A 17,970-nucleotide genomic window follows, 5' to 3' on the forward strand; every position below is an offset into this window, starting at 1 on the left:
CCCTCCCGCCAACGACAGAGGAGCGACGTTATGGGTCTTCGCATCAACGACACCATCCCCAACCTGACCGTGGAAACCGACCAGGGGGCCTTCAGCCTGCACGACTTCGTGGGCGACAGCTGGGCGATCCTGTTCAGCCACCCCAAGGACTTCACCCCGGTGTGCACCACCGAGTTCGGCGCCGTGTCCACGCTCGCCCCCGAGTGGGAGAAGCGCGGCACGAAGGTCATCGGCCTGTCCGTGGACGGGGTCGAGGATCACAAGCAGTGGAAGGCCGACATCGAGACCTTCTGCGGCCATCCCGCGGGCTTTCCGATCATCGCCGACGAGAACCTCGAGGTCTCCAAGGCCTTCGACATGCTGCCGGCGGATGCCTACCTGCCCGACGGCCGTACCGCCGCCGACTCGGCCAGCGTCCGCTCCGTGTTCATCATCAGCCCGGACAAGAAGCTGCAGCTGTCCATGACCTACCCCATGAGCGTCGGCCGGAACTTCGCCGAGGTCCTGCGCGCCCTCGACGCCCTGCAGGCCACCTACGGGAATCCGATCGCCACCCCCGCGAACTGGGAGCACGGCCAGGACGTGATTGTCGCGCTGTCCCTGGACGACGACGCGGCGAAGGCAAAGTTCGGCGAGGTCGAGATTCGCCTGCCCTACCTGCGCACCACCAAGATGCCGAGCTAGCGGCCCAGCCCCCCGCGGAGCGCCGGGCGCGGCCAGCGCGCCGCCCCGGCGCCCTCACCACGCCCCGGCGACGGGGCACCCCCCGGACAACCTGGAGGCCACCGTGACCCATGCCAGTGCAAAGAACAGCCTCGATACCCTGACCGATCTGCAGGTCGGCAACCGCAGCTACGGCTATCACAGCCTGCCCCGCGCGGCCCGCCAGCTCGGCGACCTCGAGCGCCTGCCCTACTCTCTGAAGGTCCTGCTCGAGAACCTGCTGCGCCACGAGGACGACGAGACCGTCAGTCGTGCGCACCTCGACGCCATGGCCGCCTGGCTGGACTACAACCGCTCGGACACGGAAATCCAGTTCCGCCCCGCGCGGGTGCTGATGCAGGACTTTACCGGCGTTCCCGCCATCGTGGATCTCGCGGCCATGCGCGACGCGCTCGCCAGCGCCGGCGGCGACCCGGCGAAGATCAACCCGATCTCCCCGGTGGACCTGGTCATCGACCACTCCGTCATGGTCGACGAATACGGCTCGCCCAGGGCCTTCGCCGACAACGTGGCCATCGAGATGCAGCGCAACCGCGAACGCTACGAGTTCCTGCGCTGGGGCCAGCAGGCCTTCAACAACTTCCGGGTGGTCCCGCCCGGTACGGGCATCTGCCACCAGGTGAACCTCGAGTACCTCGCGCGCACGGTGTGGAGCGACGACCGGGACGGCAACCTCATGGCCTTCCCGGACACGCTGGTCGGCACGGACTCCCACACCACCATGATCAATGGCCTCGGCGTGCTCGGCTGGGGCGTGGGCGGTATCGAGGCGGAGGCGGCCATGCTCGGGCAGCCGGTCTCGATGCTGATCCCCGAAGTCGTCGGCTTCCGCATCACCGGGAAGCTGCGCGAGGGCATCACCGCGACGGACCTGGTGCTCACGGTCACCGAGATGCTGCGCAAGCACGGCGTGGTCGGCAAGTTCGTGGAGTTCTTCGGTGACGGCCTCGCCGAGATGCCGGTGGCGGACCGCGCCACCATCGCCAACATGGCGCCGGAATATGGCGCCACCTGCGGTTTCTTCCCGGTCGACGAGCAGACGCTGGCCTACCTGGAGCTGACCGGCCGCGACGCCGACCAGGTCGCCCTCGTGGAGGCCTATTGCAAGGCGCAGGGGCTCTGGCGCGAGCCGGGGCACGAACCGTCCTACTCCAGCGTCCTGGAGCTCGATATGAACGACGTCGAGGCGAGTCTCGCCGGGCCGAAGCGGCCCCAGGACCGGGTGGGCCTCGGCCAGGTGCGCAGCACCTTCGAGCTGCTCATGGAACAGGGCGAGGGCGCACCCGACCAGGACGCCGCCCGCCTCGAGGGCGAGGGCGGCCAGGGCGCCGTGGGCATCGACGCCAGCTACCTGCACGCCAGCAGCCAGGTCTGTGAGCTGGACGGCGAGGCGATGCACGTCAACCCCGGCGCCGTGGTGATTGCCGCGATCACCTCCTGCACCAATACCTCCAACCCCAGCGTGATGATGGCAGCCGGCCTGCTCGCGCAGAAAGCGGTGGCCCGCGGGCTCGCGGTGAAGCCCTGGGTCAAGACCTCCCTCGCCCCGGGCTCGCGCGTAGTGACCGAATACCTCGCCGCCAGCGGGCTCCAGGACGCCCTCGACCAGCTTGGCTTCAATCTCGTCGGCTATGGCTGCACCACCTGCATCGGCAACTCGGGCCCGCTGCCGGAGCCGATCGAGAAGGCGATCGTCACCGGCGACCTGACGGTCTCCTCCGTGCTGTCCGGAAACCGCAATTTCGAGGGCCGGGTACACCCGCTGGTGAAGGCGAACTGGCTCGCCTCGCCGCCGCTGGTGGTGGCCTACGCGCTGGCCGGCAACGTGCGCCTCGACATCAGCAGGGACCCGATCGCCGAAGACGCCGAGGGCAGGCCCGTGTACCTGGCGGACCTGTGGCCGACCCAGGCCGAGGTCGCCGACGCCGTCGCCCGGGTGAGCACCGCCATGTTCCGGGACGAGTACGCCTCGGTCTTCGACGGCGACGCCACCTGGCAGGCCATCCGCGTGCCGGACAGCAAGACCTACCAGTGGTCCGACAGCTCAACCTACATCCAGCATCCACCCTACTTCCAGGGTATGGCGCCGGAGCCCGAGCCCCTCGCGGACGTCGATGGCGCGCGTATCCTCGCCCTGCTCGGGGACAGCGTGACCACGGACCACATCTCGCCGGCCGGTTCCTTCAGCGCCGACAGCCCGGCCGGGCGCTACCTGGTGGAGCGCGGCATCCACAAGCCGGACTTCAACTCCTACGGCTCCCGCCGGGGCAACCACGAGGTCATGATGCGCGGCACCTTCGCCAACGTGCGCATCAGCAACGAAATGCTCGACGGCGTCGAGGGCGGCTACACGCGGCACGTGCCGAGCGGCGAGCAGCTGCCGATCTACGATGCCGCGATGCGCTACGCCAAGGAGGGCACGCCGCTGGTCGTGGTCGCCGGGCGCGAGTACGGCACGGGCTCGAGCCGGGACTGGGCAGCGAAGGGCACCCTGCTCCTGGGCGTACGGGCGGTGATCGCCGAGTCCTTCGAGCGCATCCATCGCTCGAACCTCATCGGCATGGGCGTACTGCCGCTGCAGTTCGCGGAAGGTGAGAGCCGCAAGTCCCTGGCGCTTACCGGCCAGGAGATGCTGTCACTGCGCGGGATCGCCGGCGGCGTCGCGCCGGGGCAGGCGGTCACCCTCGAGGTGAGCTACCCCGACGGCAGCACCCGCTCCTGCGAGCTGAAAGCGCGCATCGACACCGCCAACGAGGCCGGCTACTACGCCGGCGGGGGTATCCTGCACTACGTGCTGCGGCAGCTGATGGCCGCCTGATCGCTCAGGGCGGCGGCAGCGCCTGGGCGGCGAGTTCCGGTATCCGGTCCGCCGCCCAGCTGCCCCGCACACGTTCGGCGCAACCGGCCACCACGCTCTCTTCCACCGACTCCGGAGCGCCCGGCTCCAGGGGATCGAAGTGGAAGATGTACAGGCGCGAGGCAAACTCGACGAACGGCAGCGACGACTCCCCGTAGCGCTCGCCGTGACCGGCCGTGCTGACCACCACCCCGTCGCCCCAGTCCTGGCCACTGTCGTTGTTCGGGTTGAAGAAATACACCCGCATCACCTCGTCCTGGTCGAGGGCAACGCGAAGGATGGTGATCGCGTGCCAGCCGACGAAGCGCGCCGCGCTGTCGGTCACCGCGATGCCCGCCGGCTGGGGATGAATCAGCGGCTGGTTGCCGTTGTAGTAGGGGTGGTAGGAGGCGAAGAAGTGACGCAGGAAGTCTTCGAGGGCCGCCAGCTTGCCGGTGGCCACATCCACATTGATGCGAAAGCCGCGGCCCGCCCACCAGCCGTGGAACTCGGGGTTTACCCAGCAGTGCGGGTCCTCCTGGCGCCCGACGCAGCGCTGCATCATCTGCGCGTAGATCAGGTCAAGGTGCGGCACCACCAGCAGCGACACCGGGTCGAGGTCGAAGCCCAGCACCGGCACCGCCGGCGGGGCGCCCGCGCGCGAGGAAATGCCCTGCCCCTCGAAGTGCATGATGATCTCGTCGTCCCGGGCGGCCCAGGCGACCATCTGCAGGAGATAATCGGGGTCGCTGTAGGACCACATGGACAGCGCCCGCGCCGACTGGCAGGTGGGGTTGTTGCCCTGGCCGATGCCCAGGGGCTGGCCGAGCACGGCGAGCACCCCCGCCAGGAGCCGCTGCTCCGGCGGCGGCTGATCGCCGTACACCTGCAGCAGGCGCTCCCGCGCAGCGGGCGACAGCACCAGCCGCAACTGGCGCCAGAGCGCCGGGGCGACCGGCGGCTGGTAGAGGATGCCGCGCTCCAGCAGCAAGGCCAGGCCGTAGAGGGCCTGGCAGCTCTGCGGATGGATCGCCGCCTCGACCAGCGCGTGCACCAACCCCTGGTAGCAGAGCAGGCAGTCCCGGCCCGTGCTCGACAGCCCCAGCACGTCTGGCAACAGGGTGCCCTGGCCGCTGGCGAGCAGATGCCGGACCGCAACCGCGTGATAGGGAGACACCAGGCCCGTGTCGTGCATGGAGCGGGCGAGGCCCATCACCTCGCCCTGCAGCGTGACAGCGTCCATCGCCGCCAGACGCTCCCCGTAGACGGCGATGCCCGGATCCTCGCTGCAGGCCCGCGTCGGCCCGAAAAGGCTGCTCACCAGCCGCTCGGCGCCGCGGCCGCTGCCACCGAGGTCGATGGACGGGTCCTGCAGGCAGCGCGCGATCTGTGTGATCATCTCGCGGACGGGCTCGACCTGTATGGGCCGCTGCTCGAGGATCCGCCAGATCTCCGCAATGAGTTCGTCGATCACCTGGTCGAAGCCGAGCTGGTCGACCACGTAGGCGATGACCTGCCGGGCAATGGCGCCGAGGCGCGCATCCTGCTGCCGCTCCGCCTCGCCGACGAGACCGAAGAGGATCGACAGGTTCAGCGCGACCACCCGTACCAGGTGGCTGTGCGCGGCGTCCGGGCTCACTGACGGCTGCGCGTAGCTGCCCTCCGCGATCGCGAGGAAGCGAAGCTCGCTGAGCACCTCGATGACCACGGTGGCGGGATCCGGGCTGTGCAGCGCCTGCCGCGCCAGGGCCGGGACGAGCTGTTCCGGGTGGTCCCAGTCCGAGCCGCGGAAAACGCCGGCCGCGTCCAGCGCCGCGATACGCTCCCGCAGCAGGGCGAGTCCGCCCTCTTCCGCCAGCACCTGGCGCGCCGCGTCGAGGACCCGGGGCACCTTCGCCCCGTGCGTCACCCGGCTGGCGCCACCCAGTGCCTCGAGAGCATCGTCGAGACGCCGGGCCCGCAGTGCGAGCCGTTCGGGCAGCTCCTGCTCGATGCTAGCTTGCATGACCGCCAATACCCTCAGACATAGAAGTCCAGTTCCTCCTGGGCCTTGAGCAGGTCGCGCAGCTTGTAGGGGTCATCCCCCTGGAAGTACACGAGCCCCCAGTGCGTGCCGAACGCCGTGCGCTTGGTCACCGTCTCCTCCAGGGGCGGTGTGAGCTCATGGGATTCAAAATAGGGATGATCCTCCGTTTCCGGGGGCATCTCCAGCCGGCTCACCACGCGCCGCCGGGGATAGACACCGAAGCAGCCGGCGTAGGTCTTCGCGTCGACCACCTCTTTCGGGAAGAAAGCCGCGATCTCCTCGGCCGTCGCCTTCGGGTCGAAGGCGAGAATCAGGCCCTGGTAGGCATTGAAGCCGTAGGCGCGCTCCAGCAGTTCGAAGACCTTGAAGCCGGGCGGCCGGTAGGCCACCTCGCCGAAGTACATGGTGCCGTCGCTGGTCACGAAGTATTCCGGATGCAGGAAGCCGAAATCGATGTCGAAGGTCTTGATCAGCAGCTCGATCTGCTGGCGGATCTGGTCGCGGTACTGCTCCAGGTCCGGCGTGGCGGGCACGAAGACCGAGTAACCGAGAGTCACGTACTCGGAGATGTTGAGGAAGGCGATCTTGCCGTCGTGAATCCAGGCCTCCACCGCGAACTCCCAGCCGTCGAGGTGCGACTCCATGAGCACGGGAAACTCTTCCTCCGGGATCGTGTCCACCTCGTCCGGCGTGCGAATGACCCGGTGACCGAGGCAGCCCGCCTTGTCGAAGGCCTTGAGGTGAATCGGGTCGTTCGGGTCGCCGTCGAGCTTGAGGAGCGTCTGGTTCACGCGCTTCAGAAAGCGGATCACGTCGTCCTTGTCGTGGGCCTCCTCGAAGATGCCGACGCGAATGCCGCCGAGCTGGGCCCGGCGCTTCATCAGGGCCTTGTCGCGCAGCAGCATGGCCTGGCCGAAGAGCCGCGGCTTGTCGAGGAGCACGGCGTTGATCGCGCCGGCCCACTCGACCGTTTCCTCGAACAGGGGGATCGCAACATCGACACCCATGTCCTTGAGCGTCTGGGCGATTTCCACTGAGCGATCGTTCAGGCGCTCGAAGTTCCAGGGCAGGTAGGGGATATCGTGGGTCTGGCAGTACTCCTCTGCCCAGTCCGGGGCGACCACGACATAGCGGCGGTCGAACTGGTCCGCCGCCTCGATGGCATTCAGGCTCCAGCCCAGCAGGGCGACATAGCCTTTCTCGGGGTTATAGGAATGCTTGTCATCGGGCATGACTCCTCCAACGTGGGAATGAATCCCCCACCCTAACGAGCGCGGACGCAGATGCCAAATCCTCCCGCCGGCGAGCGCTGGAAAATGGCCCGACTTCGGCTACGGTTATTAGGGCCATCTTCCGAGGAGCGCCGCCATGACCCTGTTGCTCTTTATCATCACTGCTCTCGTTCTCATCTACCGCGGTACCGCGGTGAACCAGGCCCGCACCGTCATCGTCATCGCCACCGGGCTCGGTGTGCTGCTGGACGGCATAGGCACTTTCACCCTGGTGCTCGCCGCCGTTCTCATCGGCGCCGCGCTCCTGCTCATGCAGCCCAATCCGCTCAGGGAGCGGTTCCTGAGCCGCCCGCTGCTCGGCCGCATCCGCAGCATGCTGCCGACGCTCTCGGACACCGAGGCGCAGGCGCTGGAATCCGGCTCCGTGGACTGGGACGGTGAGCTCTTCTCCGGCAGCCCGGACTGGGACAGGCTGCTGAACGCCCGGCCCGCCCAGCTGAGCGAGGCGGAACAGGCCTTCGTCGACGGACCGGTGGAGAACCTTTGCGCCATGCTCGACGACTGGACGATGGTCCACGAGGACTTCGACCTCCCCGCGCCGGTGTGGGAGCAGATCAAGGCGGATGGCTTCCTCGGGCTGATGATCCCCGAGGCCTATGGCGGCAAGGGCTTCTCGCACACGGCCCACTCGGAGACCGTGATGAAGCTGTCCACGCGCAGCGTCTCCGCCGCCGTCACCGTGATGGTGCCGAACTCCCTGGGCCCGGGTGAATTGCTGCTCGAGTACGGCACCGACGAGCAGAAGGACTACTACCTGCCGCGCCTGGCGCGCGGTGACGAGATCCCCTGCTTCGCCCTCACCTCCCCGGTCGCCGGCTCCGACGCCGGCGCCATCCCGGACAAGGGCATCGTCTGCCGCGGCCAGTGGCAGGGCGAGGAAGTGCTCGGTCTCTCCGTAACCTGGAACAAGCGCTACATCACGCTGGCACCGGTGGCGACGCTGATCGGCCTCGCCATCAAGGTCTACGACCCGGACCGGCTCCTCGGCGGCGACGAGGTCGTGGGCGTGACCTGTGTGCTCGTTCCCCGGGAACTGGAGGGCGTGCACGCGGGCGCGCGCCACCTGCCCATGAACACGGTCTTCATGAACGGACCCACCTGGGGCAACGATATCTTCATCCCGCTGGAGCAGGTCATCGGCGGCCGCGAGGGTATCGGCAAGGGCTGGACCATGCTCCTGGAGTGCCTGTCCATCGGCCGTTCCATCTCCCTGCCGGCCCTCGGCACCGGCGCGGGCAAGCTCGCGAGCCTCGCCACCGGCGCCTACGCCTACACGCGGGAGCAGTTCGGCCGCTCCATCAGCGAGTTCGAGGGCGTGCAGGAGGCGCTGGAACCGCTCGCGGGCCACGCCTACCAGATGAACGCCGCGCGCCTGCTCACCGTCGGCATGCTCGATCGCGGCGTGCGCCCCTCCGTGCCCTCCGCACTGCTCAAGTACCGCAACACGGACCTGATGCGCCGGGCCATCAACCACGCGATGGACGTGGTCGCCGGTCGCGGCGTCATCACCGGGCCGCGGAACTTCCTCGCCCGCGCCTACCAGGCGGTGCCCATCGCGATCACGGTGGAGGGGGCCAACATCCTGACCCGCAGCCTGATGGTCTTCGGCCAGGGAGCGATCCGCTGCCACCCGTTCATCACCCGGGAGATCGAGGCCGCCCGGGACGGTGACAGCACGCGCGGCGCGCGGACCTTCGACGGCGTCTTCTACGGCCACATGGCGCACACCGTGCGCAACGGCCTGCGCGCCCTGCTGCTGGCCTATGCCGGCGGGCGCCTCGAGGGCGTGCCCGTCCGGGCGGACCTCGAACGCCATTACCGCCAGCTGGCGCGCTTTTCGGCGGCCTTCGCCCTGCTCACGGACGTCACCCTGCTGTCCGTGGGCGGCGGGCTGAAGGCCCGGCAGCGCCTGTCCGGCCGCATGGCCGACAGCCTGGTGGCCCTTTACTACGCCTCGGCGGTGATCAAGTTCTGGCACGACCAGGGTTATCCGTCAGAGCAGAGGCCGCTGGTGGAGTGGTGCCTCAAGCGCAACCTCGCGGACCTGCAGGACGCGCTGCGCGGCGCGGTGGACAACTTCCCGGTGCCGGCCCTGCGCCGCCCGCTGCGCTGGCTGCTTTTCCCGCCGGGGCATACGCGCCTGGCGGGGCCCGACGACACCCTGGGCCGCACTGTCGCGGCCGCCATCGTCGAGGACACGCCGCTGCGGGACGCCCTCGCCGCCGGCTGCTATCGCAACGAGAACCCGGACGATTCCCTCGGCCGGGTGCTGAACGCCTATCGCCTCGCCCGGGAAACGGCACACATCCGCGACCGGCTGCATGCGGCGATCCGCAAGCGCGACGAGGACGAGCTCGACGGCATTGCCCTGCTCATGGGCCACCAGCGCGCGGAACTGGTGAACTGGGCCGTGGGCGAAGGCATCGTGAAAGAGGAGGAGCGCGAACCACTGCTGGCTGCCCTGACCGCCCTCTACGACGTGCTTCGCGTGGATGCCTTCGACCCGGACGGCCTGCGCGAACTCGCGCAGTCAGCGAAGGGCAAGCGCCGCGTCGTCGAGCGCCCGTCACCGCAGGCGCCGCTGGAAGAGCCGGAGCCCTACCCGGAGACCGGGGGCTATGCGGTGGAGGACGCAGCCGACGGGGACGACGGACCGGACACCGCTGCCTGACCCGGCGGCACGCAGGCCAACCGGCGTCAGTCCTCGCCGGGGCCATCGGCGGCAGGCGGTGCCAGCCGCGTACCCGGGTTGAACTCGTCGCTGAAAATCTGCCAGAAGGCGACGAAGAGCACGGCGATGAGCGGGCCGACGACAAAGCCGTTGATGCCGACCAGCGCAATGCCGCCGAGGGTGGACAGGAGGACCATCCAGTCGGGAAGCTTGGTGTCCCGGCCGACCAGGATGGGCCGCAGGATGTTGTCCGCCAGGCCGATGACCAGTACCCCGTAGGCGATGAGCACGGTCGCCGACACGAGTTCGCCCACCGCGTAGAGATAGAGCGCGGCGGGCAGCCAGATCACCCCGGCACCGACCACGGGGATCAGGGAGAGCACGGTCATCACCACCCCCCAGAGGAGCGGGCCGGGCAGGCCGAGGATCCAGAAAATCAGCCCGCCCAGCGCCCCCTGGACCATCGCCACCAAGAGGTTGCCCTTTACCGTGGCCCGGGCCACCTCGGCAAACTTCTGGAACAGGTGCCGCTCGCGCTCATCCCCCAGGGGCAGGGCGTGGATGAGCTGCTCGACCAGGGCCCGGCCGTCGCGGAGGAGAAAAAAGGCGACATAGAGCATGAGTGCCAGCTGCAGCATGAAGCCGAAAGCCCCCTGGCCGAAGGCGAGCGCATTGCGGGCCAGGAACTGGCTGGCGGTCACGGCCGCCTCCGCCGCATTCTCCCGCGCGGTGGTCATGTCGATATCCAGCCGCTCCAGCAGGGACTGGATGCCGGGAAAGGCGGCGCGGACCTTTTCGAGGTAGACACCGGGCTGGAGCTGGCCCGCCTCGATCTTCTCGAACAGCGCCAAACCCTGCTGCAGGAAGGAGATCAGCAGGAAAAGCACCGGCAGTACGACCAGCACGACGCAGCCGAGCAGCGTGACCAGGGCGATCGTGTTCGGCCGCTCCCCCCAGCGCCGGGACAGCCAGACCTGCACCGGGTGGAACAGCACCGCGATGATCGCCGCCCAGAGCAGCGGCGCCAGGAACGGCCAGAGCAGCAGGCCGAAAAGCAGCGTGACCGCCACGAGCATGCTGAGGAAGGCCATCTGTTCGAGCTTCTCGCTCACGGGGGCTCCGGGAAACAGGATCGACGAGACCGGCATTATGCAGTGCCCGGCGGGCCGGGGGCCACCGCCGCGGCCGGCCCCGCCGTTGCCGTCCTCGCTGCCGGGGAACTTGTCATCCGCGCGGCGGTCGAAGTAGATGACGGTGAGAGATGCCTGGTGTGTTATGCTCTCGCCGGAACCTGGGGGCGATACGGATTCGACGGCAGTAACGAACCCTGAGGTGCATGCCGTGATGGCAGCCAATCACGTAAATCCAAAGCTGCAAACCAATAGTTGCCAACGACGACAACTACGAGGTAGCGCTGGCCGCGTAAGCGGTCCATCGTGACCCTCACCTGGTGGCTTCGGCCCCAGCGGTCCTCAGCAAGGTGCCAGTACCGCGCTGTTGACTGTCATAGAGAACTGGATCGCAGCCGGGCTCGCCCCAGGTCAGGCTGTTAAAACGAACGGGGCTCGCCGACCACGTCCTGCCCGTCGGGCTGTGGAAGGCTAAAGCAATAGACGGATCCTAAGCATGTAGAGCCGAAGGCGGAGTACTGGCGGACGCGGGTTCGATTAACACCATGGTCGCCACGGGGAGTGATCCCCGTTGGAAAAAGAGGGCTCATACGGTGAACGCTACCGGGCTGGCAGCAAAAAGCCCTACGCCAACGCCGTCCGGTGAATGGGAAACCAGCAAGCCGGCTAGAGACTCATAGGCTCCTACCGGTGCCAGGAGCACCCAGGGAGTACTAGGGTGGGCATTACGGTGTCCACAACACGCCCTCCCCTGCCACCGGGCACGCCCCGAGGCAGGTGAAGGAATAGTCCAGCCCATGTCGAAAGGCATGGATCAGCTGTCCCGCCGCCTCCACCAATCCCTCCTCTCCCGGCCCTGAGCCGGGGAGGATTTTCTCTGACCGTACCCCTGCAATTCGAGCCCTGTAGGCTGCGGGATTTCCCCTAACGGGTCGACGCCGAGAGCATCCGCCACTGCGCGGGCGCGAGCTATCGCCCGAACCTCACTATCAGTGCACGCTTGCGAAGTCAGCGCGTTCAATGCAGGCGGCCGGACCGCCGGGAGCGGTCACAGCCTCAGGAAATTGAACGTTCCACCGGCGTCGACCGTGACGCCGCCGTTGGTGGAATCAACGGCGTGCAGCTCTCCATCGATATTCAGCGTACCGTCCAGGTGCAGGCCCAGCCGGTAGGCGCGGCAGCTCCGGTAACCGCCGGTCTCCGTCATGGCGACGGTGGGGCGGCCCGCCAGGAGCCAGGGCAGGCTGCGAAAGAGGCGGCGCGGCGAGGGGCCGATCACCGTGCTGCAAAGCGGACCCTCGCCAGGACCCCAGAACGGCTTTATCCCCAGGAAGAGTCTCTCGAGGCAGCTTACCATCAACACACCGACCGGCCGGGCCGACAGGAACTCACGGCCATCGGCCGTCACGGATAGCCTGACCGCGCGGCTGAAGCGCGGGTCCCCCCGGCGCAGCCCCCAGAGGGTGCGCGCCACGGCAACGGTGAGACCGGCGTTGTCACGCAGGCCGCGGGCGTGGACCGTGCGATGAGCATACTCCGTCCCCTGGATGACAGCACCGGCACCGAGGAACATGCCGTAGGCATTGTCGCGGCCATCGGCGAAGCGCACCCGCAGGATCGGCCGGTTCAGCACCGGGCAGGCGTCACGCCCGGTGCCGCCTGTCCATTCGAACAGGCGCCGCGCTGCCCTCGGCAGGCTGCCGCGCACGCCGAGGCGGTCCGAAGTCATGTTCGCCGTACCCCCGGGCAACAGCGCAATGTGCAGGCGCGCCGGGAAGGGCTGCCGCTCCAGTATCTCGCCCAGGACCCGGGCGATGGTCCCGTCCCCGCCATTGATGGCGAGAACATCAATCCCGTGGCGGGCGAATTCGGCGAGCGCCTCACGCACGTCGTCGCCGTGGCCCGTACTCAGGTGCACGACATGGGGGTAGCGCCGCGCCAGCGCCTCGAGGCGGCCGAGCTTGCGACGGTTGTGACCGCTGTTCGCGTTGCTGAGTACGCCGAGGCGCAGGGTGCCGGCGCGCAGCCCGGGCGGCATGGCGCCCGGGAGAGCGCCGGTGTCGAGCGCTGTCAACGGCCAGCGTGCGGCGGTACCCGCGGGCAGGAGGCGCTTCGGTTCCGCGGCCGTCATGGCGATAGCGACTGCGGGGACGCGGTGCCACAGCCCTGCGCCGGGCGACAGCCGGGAGGGGAGGGGCCCTCGCCGAGGACGACCAGGAAAAGCAGGAGCGCGTAGGCGTTCAGTTCGAGCACCTCCTCGAGCAGCCGGTTCCGGACCGCGAGGTCCAGGAGCCCCTTGTCGAGGGCCGCGGCCAGCAGCACCAGGCCCATGGCAAGCGGCAGCAGGACGCCCACGCCGGAGAAGACGAAACGCAGCAACCGGGGCGGCTCCCGGCGAAGGCAATCGAGCAGCAGCCAGAGCAGGTACCCGTAGCAGGCGGGAAAAATCACGTACTTGAGCAGGTAGGAGAGCTGGTGCAGCGGGCTGCCGGGCGAAATCCAGGCCCGGAAGTCCGCCTCACGATAGGTGATGGCCAGCAGCGCCAGGGCCAGGGCGGCAAAGAGCCGGCGGCCGAACTCGTCGGGTGCCGAGGCAACGCGGCGCAGAGCGACCAGGGCCGCGAGTGCCGTGAGCGCCAGCTGGGCGTACTCGAGGGCACTGTTCTCCTGGTAGGCCGCTGCCAGGGACGCCCAGGGAAGCCGGGCAAGCAACAGGTTTGCCGCGAGCAGGCCGGCCAGGGCCGTGACCAGCGTGATCCGGCGCCTCAGCACGGCAGCGCCCGGCCGAGGAGATCGCGGATCGACCACAGCACGCGCAGATCGTCGGCGGTCTGCTCGCTTCGCGGGGCGGGGTCGCAGGCCGGTGCGCCAGCACGGTTCAGCCAGGCCGCAGAGCCGCTGTCGACGAGCTGGCGCTGGATGACACCGATGTCACGCTGCATGTACGCCGGGCCGAAAAGATGCGCAACACGGTCGCGCAGCGCGTGGTAGCGCAGCGACGCGCGCAGGCGCTGGAGGCGGGTAGCGCCGTCGGGCACAGGCTCGGCCAGGTCGTAGATGAAGAGCGGCTTGCGGGTCACGCTGGCCTCGGCCAGCATCGATACGCTCTCGCCCGTGGTGACCAGGCGGTCAGCGAGGCCGAGGAAGGCAAAATAGGGATTGGCCGCACCCCCCTCCCGCCAGCGGTACACATAGCTCGGTACCGTGAGTTGCGCAAGGAACGCCTCGAAGGTCTCCCGGGCCGTCCGCGCACTGTCGGTGATCAGCAGGGAACCGCCCTCCGAGCGGGCCCGCTCGTTCACCAGGCGTCCGAGCTCGGCGCCCTTGCGCGGACTGAACACGAAGGAGCCGCTGTTGCCGCCCAGCAGCACCGCCGTTTTCGGCCCGGGCAGGTCGGCGAACCGCGGCGCCCAGGCCGCTGCCTCCGCCGCCAGGCGGTCGCGGGTCACGCGGTGCAGGGGCAGGCCGATCACCAGGACGTTATCCCGCTCCGGCAGCGCGTACTGGGGCGTACTGATGACGAGGTCGAAGGCCTCCAGCGGTGCCCAGGGACGCCCCATATGCACGAGGCGGGTCCGTCCCCGGGACTGCCGGCGGATCCAGCGCGCCACCGGTTCCATCTCCCGGCCGGCACTGATGACCAGGTCGGGCCACGGCGGCGCCAGCGGCGTACTCCGGGAGCGGTCCACGCCAGCGACGAGCAGGTTGCTGGACCGGGCCGCAATGATCTTCGGTAATAGTACCGGCGAGCGGTACACGACCCGTTTCAGGACCGCGGACAGACCGAGTAGTTCCCCCAGGGCGAGGACCTGGTTGTTGTCCCCGGCCCGATCGCTCTGCAGAAGCCAAGCCATTGTTTCAACGGGCTTTTCCAGGCAGGCGGCTGTCAGCGGTGCGGTCATCGTTTCCCAGCTGGTCGGTGAAGTTCGCGCCGAAGCTAGCCCAGGGCACGAGCGCGGCAATCCTCCCCCGGGGTTTATCCGGCGCCACAACCCCTTTTGCTACCGTGCGCGCCGTGCGACGGACAGCGACAAACCACACGCCATGACCGCCCGAACGGCTACTCCCCGCGCCGCCACTGGCCGGTGGCGCCGCATCGCCTGGCGCGCGCAGGCGCTCGCTCTCGGCGCGTTCTGGGCCTGCGCCGGCCTGCTTCCGGCACGCCTGGCCGCTGCGGCGGGCGGCCGGCTGTTCCGCTGGCTGGGACCGCTGACCCGCAAGCAGCGCTTCGTCGCCCGCAACCTCGAGCTCGCCTACCCCGATCTCGACCCCGGGACACGCGAGGCCATCGCCCGCGAGGTCTGGAGCAACTTCGGCGCGGTCCTCGCCGAGTACCCCCACCTCGGCCGCTACGCGGGCGGGGACGCGGACGCACTGGCAACCGAGGTACACCCGGCGACCCGGGCACTGATTGACGAAGGCCGGCCCGCGGTCTTCGTCACCGCCCACCTGGCAAACTGGGAACTGCCGGGGCTCGCCTTGAGCCGCCTCGGCATCCCGTTGAGCGTGGTCTATGCGCCGCAGAGCAACCCGTTCGTTGATGCCATGCTGCAGCACCACCGCAGCGCCCTCGGCTGCACTTTCGTGCCGAAAACCGACTCCATCCGCACCCTGCTCGGGGCGCTGAAGGCGGGCCGGTCCGTGGGGCTGCTTCCGGACCAGCGCACGGATTTCGGTGAGCCGCTGCCGTTCTTCGGCCGGCCGGCCATCACCGCCATCAGCCCGGCCTGGCTCGCCCTGCGCCGGGGCTGCCCGCTGGTTCCCGTGCGGGTGGAGCGTCTTGCCCATGGGCGCTATCGCGTCCAGGTGCTCGCCCCGCTGGAAGGCGATGCCCCGTCCCGCGCCGGTGTGCTCGCGCTAAGCCGGCGGCTGAACGCGCTCTTCGAAGCCTGGATCCGCGAGCGCCCCGGCCAGTGGCTCTGCATGCGCCGGCGCTGGCCCGGCCGCATCGAGGCCTGAGCATGCGGCTGCTCGGCGACATCTTCCGGCGCTATCCGCTGCGCGGCACGCTCCTCCTGCTCGTCCTGCTCCTCGCCAGCCTCGCCGAGGGCCTGGGTCTCGGCAGCCTCCTGCCCATGCTCACGGTGGCCGTGGAGGGCGAGGCCGGTGACGGGCCGGGCTACGCCGTCGTGCGCTGGCTGACTGCCGCCGGTATCGAGCCCGAACTGGGCCCTCTCCTGCTCCTGATACTCCTGGGCATCACCCTGAAAAGCGCGCTGCTGCTGCTCGCCCACAGCCAGGTCGGCACCACGGCGACGCGCTTCGTGACCGCGCTGCGCCACGAGCTCCTGGAAAGCACGCTCGCCAGCCGCTGGGGGCACTTCCTCTCGCTACCCGGCGGCGCGCTCACCAACACCGTGAGCATGGAGACGCAGCGCGTCGCCACCGCCTTCATCGCCGGGATAAACGCCGCGACCTTCCTGCTGCAGGCGCTGGTCTACGCCGCGGTCGCCCTGGCGATCTCCTGGCAGGCGACGCTGGCGGGCCTGGCCGCCGGCGTCGTGGTCATCGGCGCCTGCGGCCTCCTCGTCGCCGCCTCGCGCCGCGCGGGGCACCGGCAAACGGCGTCCATGCGCGATCTCGCCGGGCAACTCGCGGATATCCTGCTCTCCGCGCGGCCCCTGAAAGCCATGGGCCGGGAGCCCCTGGTAGAAGCGGCGCTGGCCACCGAGAACCGGCGCCTGGACCGCGCCCTGCGCCGGCAGGTCGTGAGCGCGGCAGCACTGACCGCCGGCCAGGAGGAGCTCTTCGCCGTCGCCATTGTCGGCGGCCTCTACGTCGCGCTCGCGCCGCTGCAGATGCCGTTCCCGACGGTGCTGGTGCTGGTCCTCGTGCTCGGCAGGATGCTGGCCCAGCTGGGCAAGGTACAAAAGGAATACCAGAAGGTCGCGATCGGCGAAAGCGCCTACCTGTCCTGCCGGGAGACCATTACCGCGGCACGCGGCGCCGCCGAGCGGGCCGGCACGCGGCCACCACCGACCCTCCGCCAGGGCATCACCCTGGCCGGCATCCGCTTCGCCTATGACGACGTGCCGCTTTTCGCCGGGCTCGACCTGCACATTGCCGCGGGCACGCTGACCACGCTGATAGGCCCCTCCGGGTCGGGCAAGTCAACGCTCCTGGACCTGGTGCTGGGCTTTGCGACGCCCGCCGAGGGACAGGTGCTGGTCGACGGTCAGCCGCTGGAAGAGACCGCCCTGGCGGCCTGGCGGCAGCAGATCGGCTACGTCCCCCAGGAAACCCACCTGCTCCACGACAGCGTGCTGCACAACGTCACCCTGGGCGATCCGGCCCTCGGCGCGGCCGACGCCGAGCGGGCGCTGCGCGAGGCCGATGCCTGGGACCTCGTCGCCCGGCTGCCGGGGGGCCTTGCGCACGTGGTGGGCGAGCGCGGCGGGCGCCTCTCCGGCGGCCAGCGGCAGCGCATTCTCATCGCCCGGGCCCTGGCCCACCGCCCCCGGCTGCTGATCCTCGACGAGGCCACCAGCGCCCTCGACGACGTCAGCGAGGCGGCGATATGCCGGACGCTTCAGCGCCTCAAGGGGAGGCTGACGATACTTGCCGTTTCGCACCGCCCCGCTCTCGCCGACATCGCCGACCGGGTCTACCGGCTGCCTGCGCCAGCGGCGACCACCGCGCCCTTGATCGCGATCAAGGGCGCGCCGGATTGCCTGCCCGCCGGAAGGGCGAATCCGCTACCCTGAAACGCTAAACGCCCAGTGGAGGATTGACTGTGCTCGAAGAAGCTCTCACCAGCGCCGAACTCGGCATCTGCATCAAGGACGCGAGCCGCGCCGTGCTCGTACAGAATGACCGCTGCCGCAGCATCTGCGGCGATCGCAGCGGCAACGTGTGCGAGGACGGCTGCATGGCCCTGCACCGGGAAGACGACAGCCTGCAGTGGCCCGACTGGGGAACAACCGTCCACCGCAATGCCCGCATCGATGACGGCCATTACGACGTGACGCTCATCTGCAGCAGCGAGCGCGTCGTCACCCTGCTCCAGCCGCTGGAAAAGAAGTACGAGGAGGCCATGGCCTATTACCGGGCCCAGGACCTCACCCCGCGGGAACTGGAAGTCGTCTCCCTGCTCCTGCGCGGCCGCAGTAACACGGAGATCACCGCCGACCTCGGCATCAGCCACGCCACCCTGCGCACCCACCTGAACCGCGTCTACAGCAAGCTGCGCGACCAGGGCATCGACACGCACTTCCTGCCGCGCCGGCGCACCGCGGCGGGCCAGTAGCAGCGCCGCAAAAAAGCCGCTGCCTCCCGGCAGCGGCTTTTCCAGT

12 protein-coding genes and 1 other RNA gene are annotated in these 17,970 nt (G+C 69.1%); 7 read left to right on the top strand and 6 right to left on the bottom strand.

All coding sequences use genetic code 11. The features are described from left to right. The first annotated feature begins 30 nt into the window (after nucleotides 1-30). A complete protein-coding gene (locus ACX93N_RS02680; protein ID WP_459426844.1) occupies nucleotides 31-684 on the top strand; it encodes a peroxiredoxin in 654 nt (217 codons plus the stop codon). 103 nt (nucleotides 685-787) lie between these two features. Beyond that, the gene (acnA, locus tag ACX93N_RS02685; RefSeq protein WP_459426845.1) at nucleotides 788-3,541 is read left to right on the top strand and encodes an aconitate hydratase AcnA; all 2,754 of its coding nucleotides are present in this window, start codon (nucleotides 788-790) and stop codon (nucleotides 3,539-3,541) included. Nucleotides 3,542-3,545: 4 nt separating this feature from the next. On the opposite strand, the gene ACX93N_RS02690 is transcribed toward acnA, so the two are convergent. Together ACX93N_RS02690 and ACX93N_RS02695 are read right to left on the bottom strand one after the other, a co-directional pair. Then, the gene (locus tag ACX93N_RS02690) at nucleotides 3,546-5,564 is read right to left on the bottom strand and encodes a hypothetical protein (RefSeq protein ID WP_459426846.1); all 2,019 of its coding nucleotides are present in this window, start codon (nucleotides 5,562-5,564) and stop codon (nucleotides 3,546-3,548) included. Between the two features lie 14 nt (nucleotides 5,565-5,578). Further along, nucleotides 5,579-6,817: an ATP-grasp domain-containing protein gene (locus ACX93N_RS02695; protein ID WP_459426847.1), complete on the bottom strand. Its 1,239-nt coding sequence runs from the start codon at nucleotides 6,815-6,817 to the stop codon at nucleotides 5,579-5,581. A 136-nt stretch (nucleotides 6,818-6,953) separates the two neighbouring features. On the opposite strand from ACX93N_RS02695, the gene ACX93N_RS02700 reads away from it, so the two are divergent. Further along, nucleotides 6,954-9,548: an acyl-CoA dehydrogenase gene (locus ACX93N_RS02700; RefSeq protein ID WP_459426848.1), complete on the top strand. Its 2,595-nt coding sequence runs from the start codon at nucleotides 6,954-6,956 to the stop codon at nucleotides 9,546-9,548. Between the two features lie 26 nt (nucleotides 9,549-9,574). Here ACX93N_RS02700 and ACX93N_RS02705 read toward each other — a convergent pair whose 3' ends face one another. Continuing rightward, the gene (locus tag ACX93N_RS02705) at nucleotides 9,575-10,660 is read right to left on the bottom strand and encodes an AI-2E family transporter (RefSeq protein WP_459426849.1); all 1,086 of its coding nucleotides are present in this window, start codon (nucleotides 10,658-10,660) and stop codon (nucleotides 9,575-9,577) included. A 189-nt stretch (nucleotides 10,661-10,849) separates the two neighbouring features. On the opposite strand from ACX93N_RS02705, the gene ssrA reads away from it, so the two are divergent. Continuing rightward, nucleotides 10,850-11,218, top strand: a transfer-messenger RNA (tmRNA) gene (ssrA, locus tag ACX93N_RS02710). 508 nt (nucleotides 11,219-11,726) lie between these two features. Here the strand turns inward: ssrA and ACX93N_RS02715 are convergent. The 3 genes from ACX93N_RS02715 to ACX93N_RS02725 are packed head-to-tail and all read right to left on the bottom strand — an operon-like array spanning nucleotide 11,727 to nucleotide 14,532. After that, nucleotides 11,727-12,809 (bottom strand): diacylglycerol/lipid kinase family protein, encoded by a 1,083-nt coding sequence (locus ACX93N_RS02715; protein WP_459426850.1) that lies wholly within the window; start codon nucleotides 12,807-12,809, stop codon nucleotides 11,727-11,729. Next, on the bottom strand, nucleotides 12,806-13,450 hold the full coding sequence (locus tag ACX93N_RS02720; protein ID WP_459426851.1) for a hypothetical protein: 645 nt from the start codon (nucleotides 13,448-13,450) through the stop codon (nucleotides 12,806-12,808). The genes ACX93N_RS02715 and ACX93N_RS02720 overlap by 4 nt, the downstream gene beginning before the upstream one ends. Then, nucleotides 13,444-14,532: a mitochondrial fission ELM1 family protein gene (locus ACX93N_RS02725; RefSeq protein ID WP_459426852.1), complete on the bottom strand. Its 1,089-nt coding sequence runs from the start codon at nucleotides 14,530-14,532 to the stop codon at nucleotides 13,444-13,446. Before ACX93N_RS02725 ends, ACX93N_RS02720 begins: the two co-directional genes overlap by 7 nt. A gap of 190 nt (nucleotides 14,533-14,722) precedes the next feature. On the opposite strand from ACX93N_RS02725, the gene ACX93N_RS02730 reads away from it, so the two are divergent. Genes ACX93N_RS02730 through ACX93N_RS02740 form a run of 3 tightly spaced genes read left to right on the top strand, consistent with a single transcriptional unit; the run spans nucleotide 14,723 to nucleotide 17,924 of the window. Then, nucleotides 14,723-15,637 (top strand): lysophospholipid acyltransferase family protein, encoded by a 915-nt coding sequence (locus ACX93N_RS02730; RefSeq protein WP_459426853.1) that lies wholly within the window; start codon nucleotides 14,723-14,725, stop codon nucleotides 15,635-15,637. A gap of 2 nt (nucleotides 15,638-15,639) precedes the next feature. Continuing rightward, nucleotides 15,640-17,382, top strand: coding sequence for an ABC transporter ATP-binding protein (locus tag ACX93N_RS02735; RefSeq protein WP_459426854.1), 1,743 nt, complete (start codon nucleotides 15,640-15,642; stop codon nucleotides 17,380-17,382). 29 nt (nucleotides 17,383-17,411) lie between these two features. Continuing rightward, nucleotides 17,412-17,924 carry a LuxR C-terminal-related transcriptional regulator gene (locus ACX93N_RS02740; protein ID WP_459426855.1) on the top strand — a complete coding sequence of 171 codons (513 nt, stop codon included), beginning with the start codon at nucleotides 17,412-17,414 and terminating at the stop codon, nucleotides 17,922-17,924. Nucleotides 17,925-17,970: the final 46 nt, after the last annotated feature.

It is taken from the genome of Pseudohaliea sp., assembly GCF_054552115.1.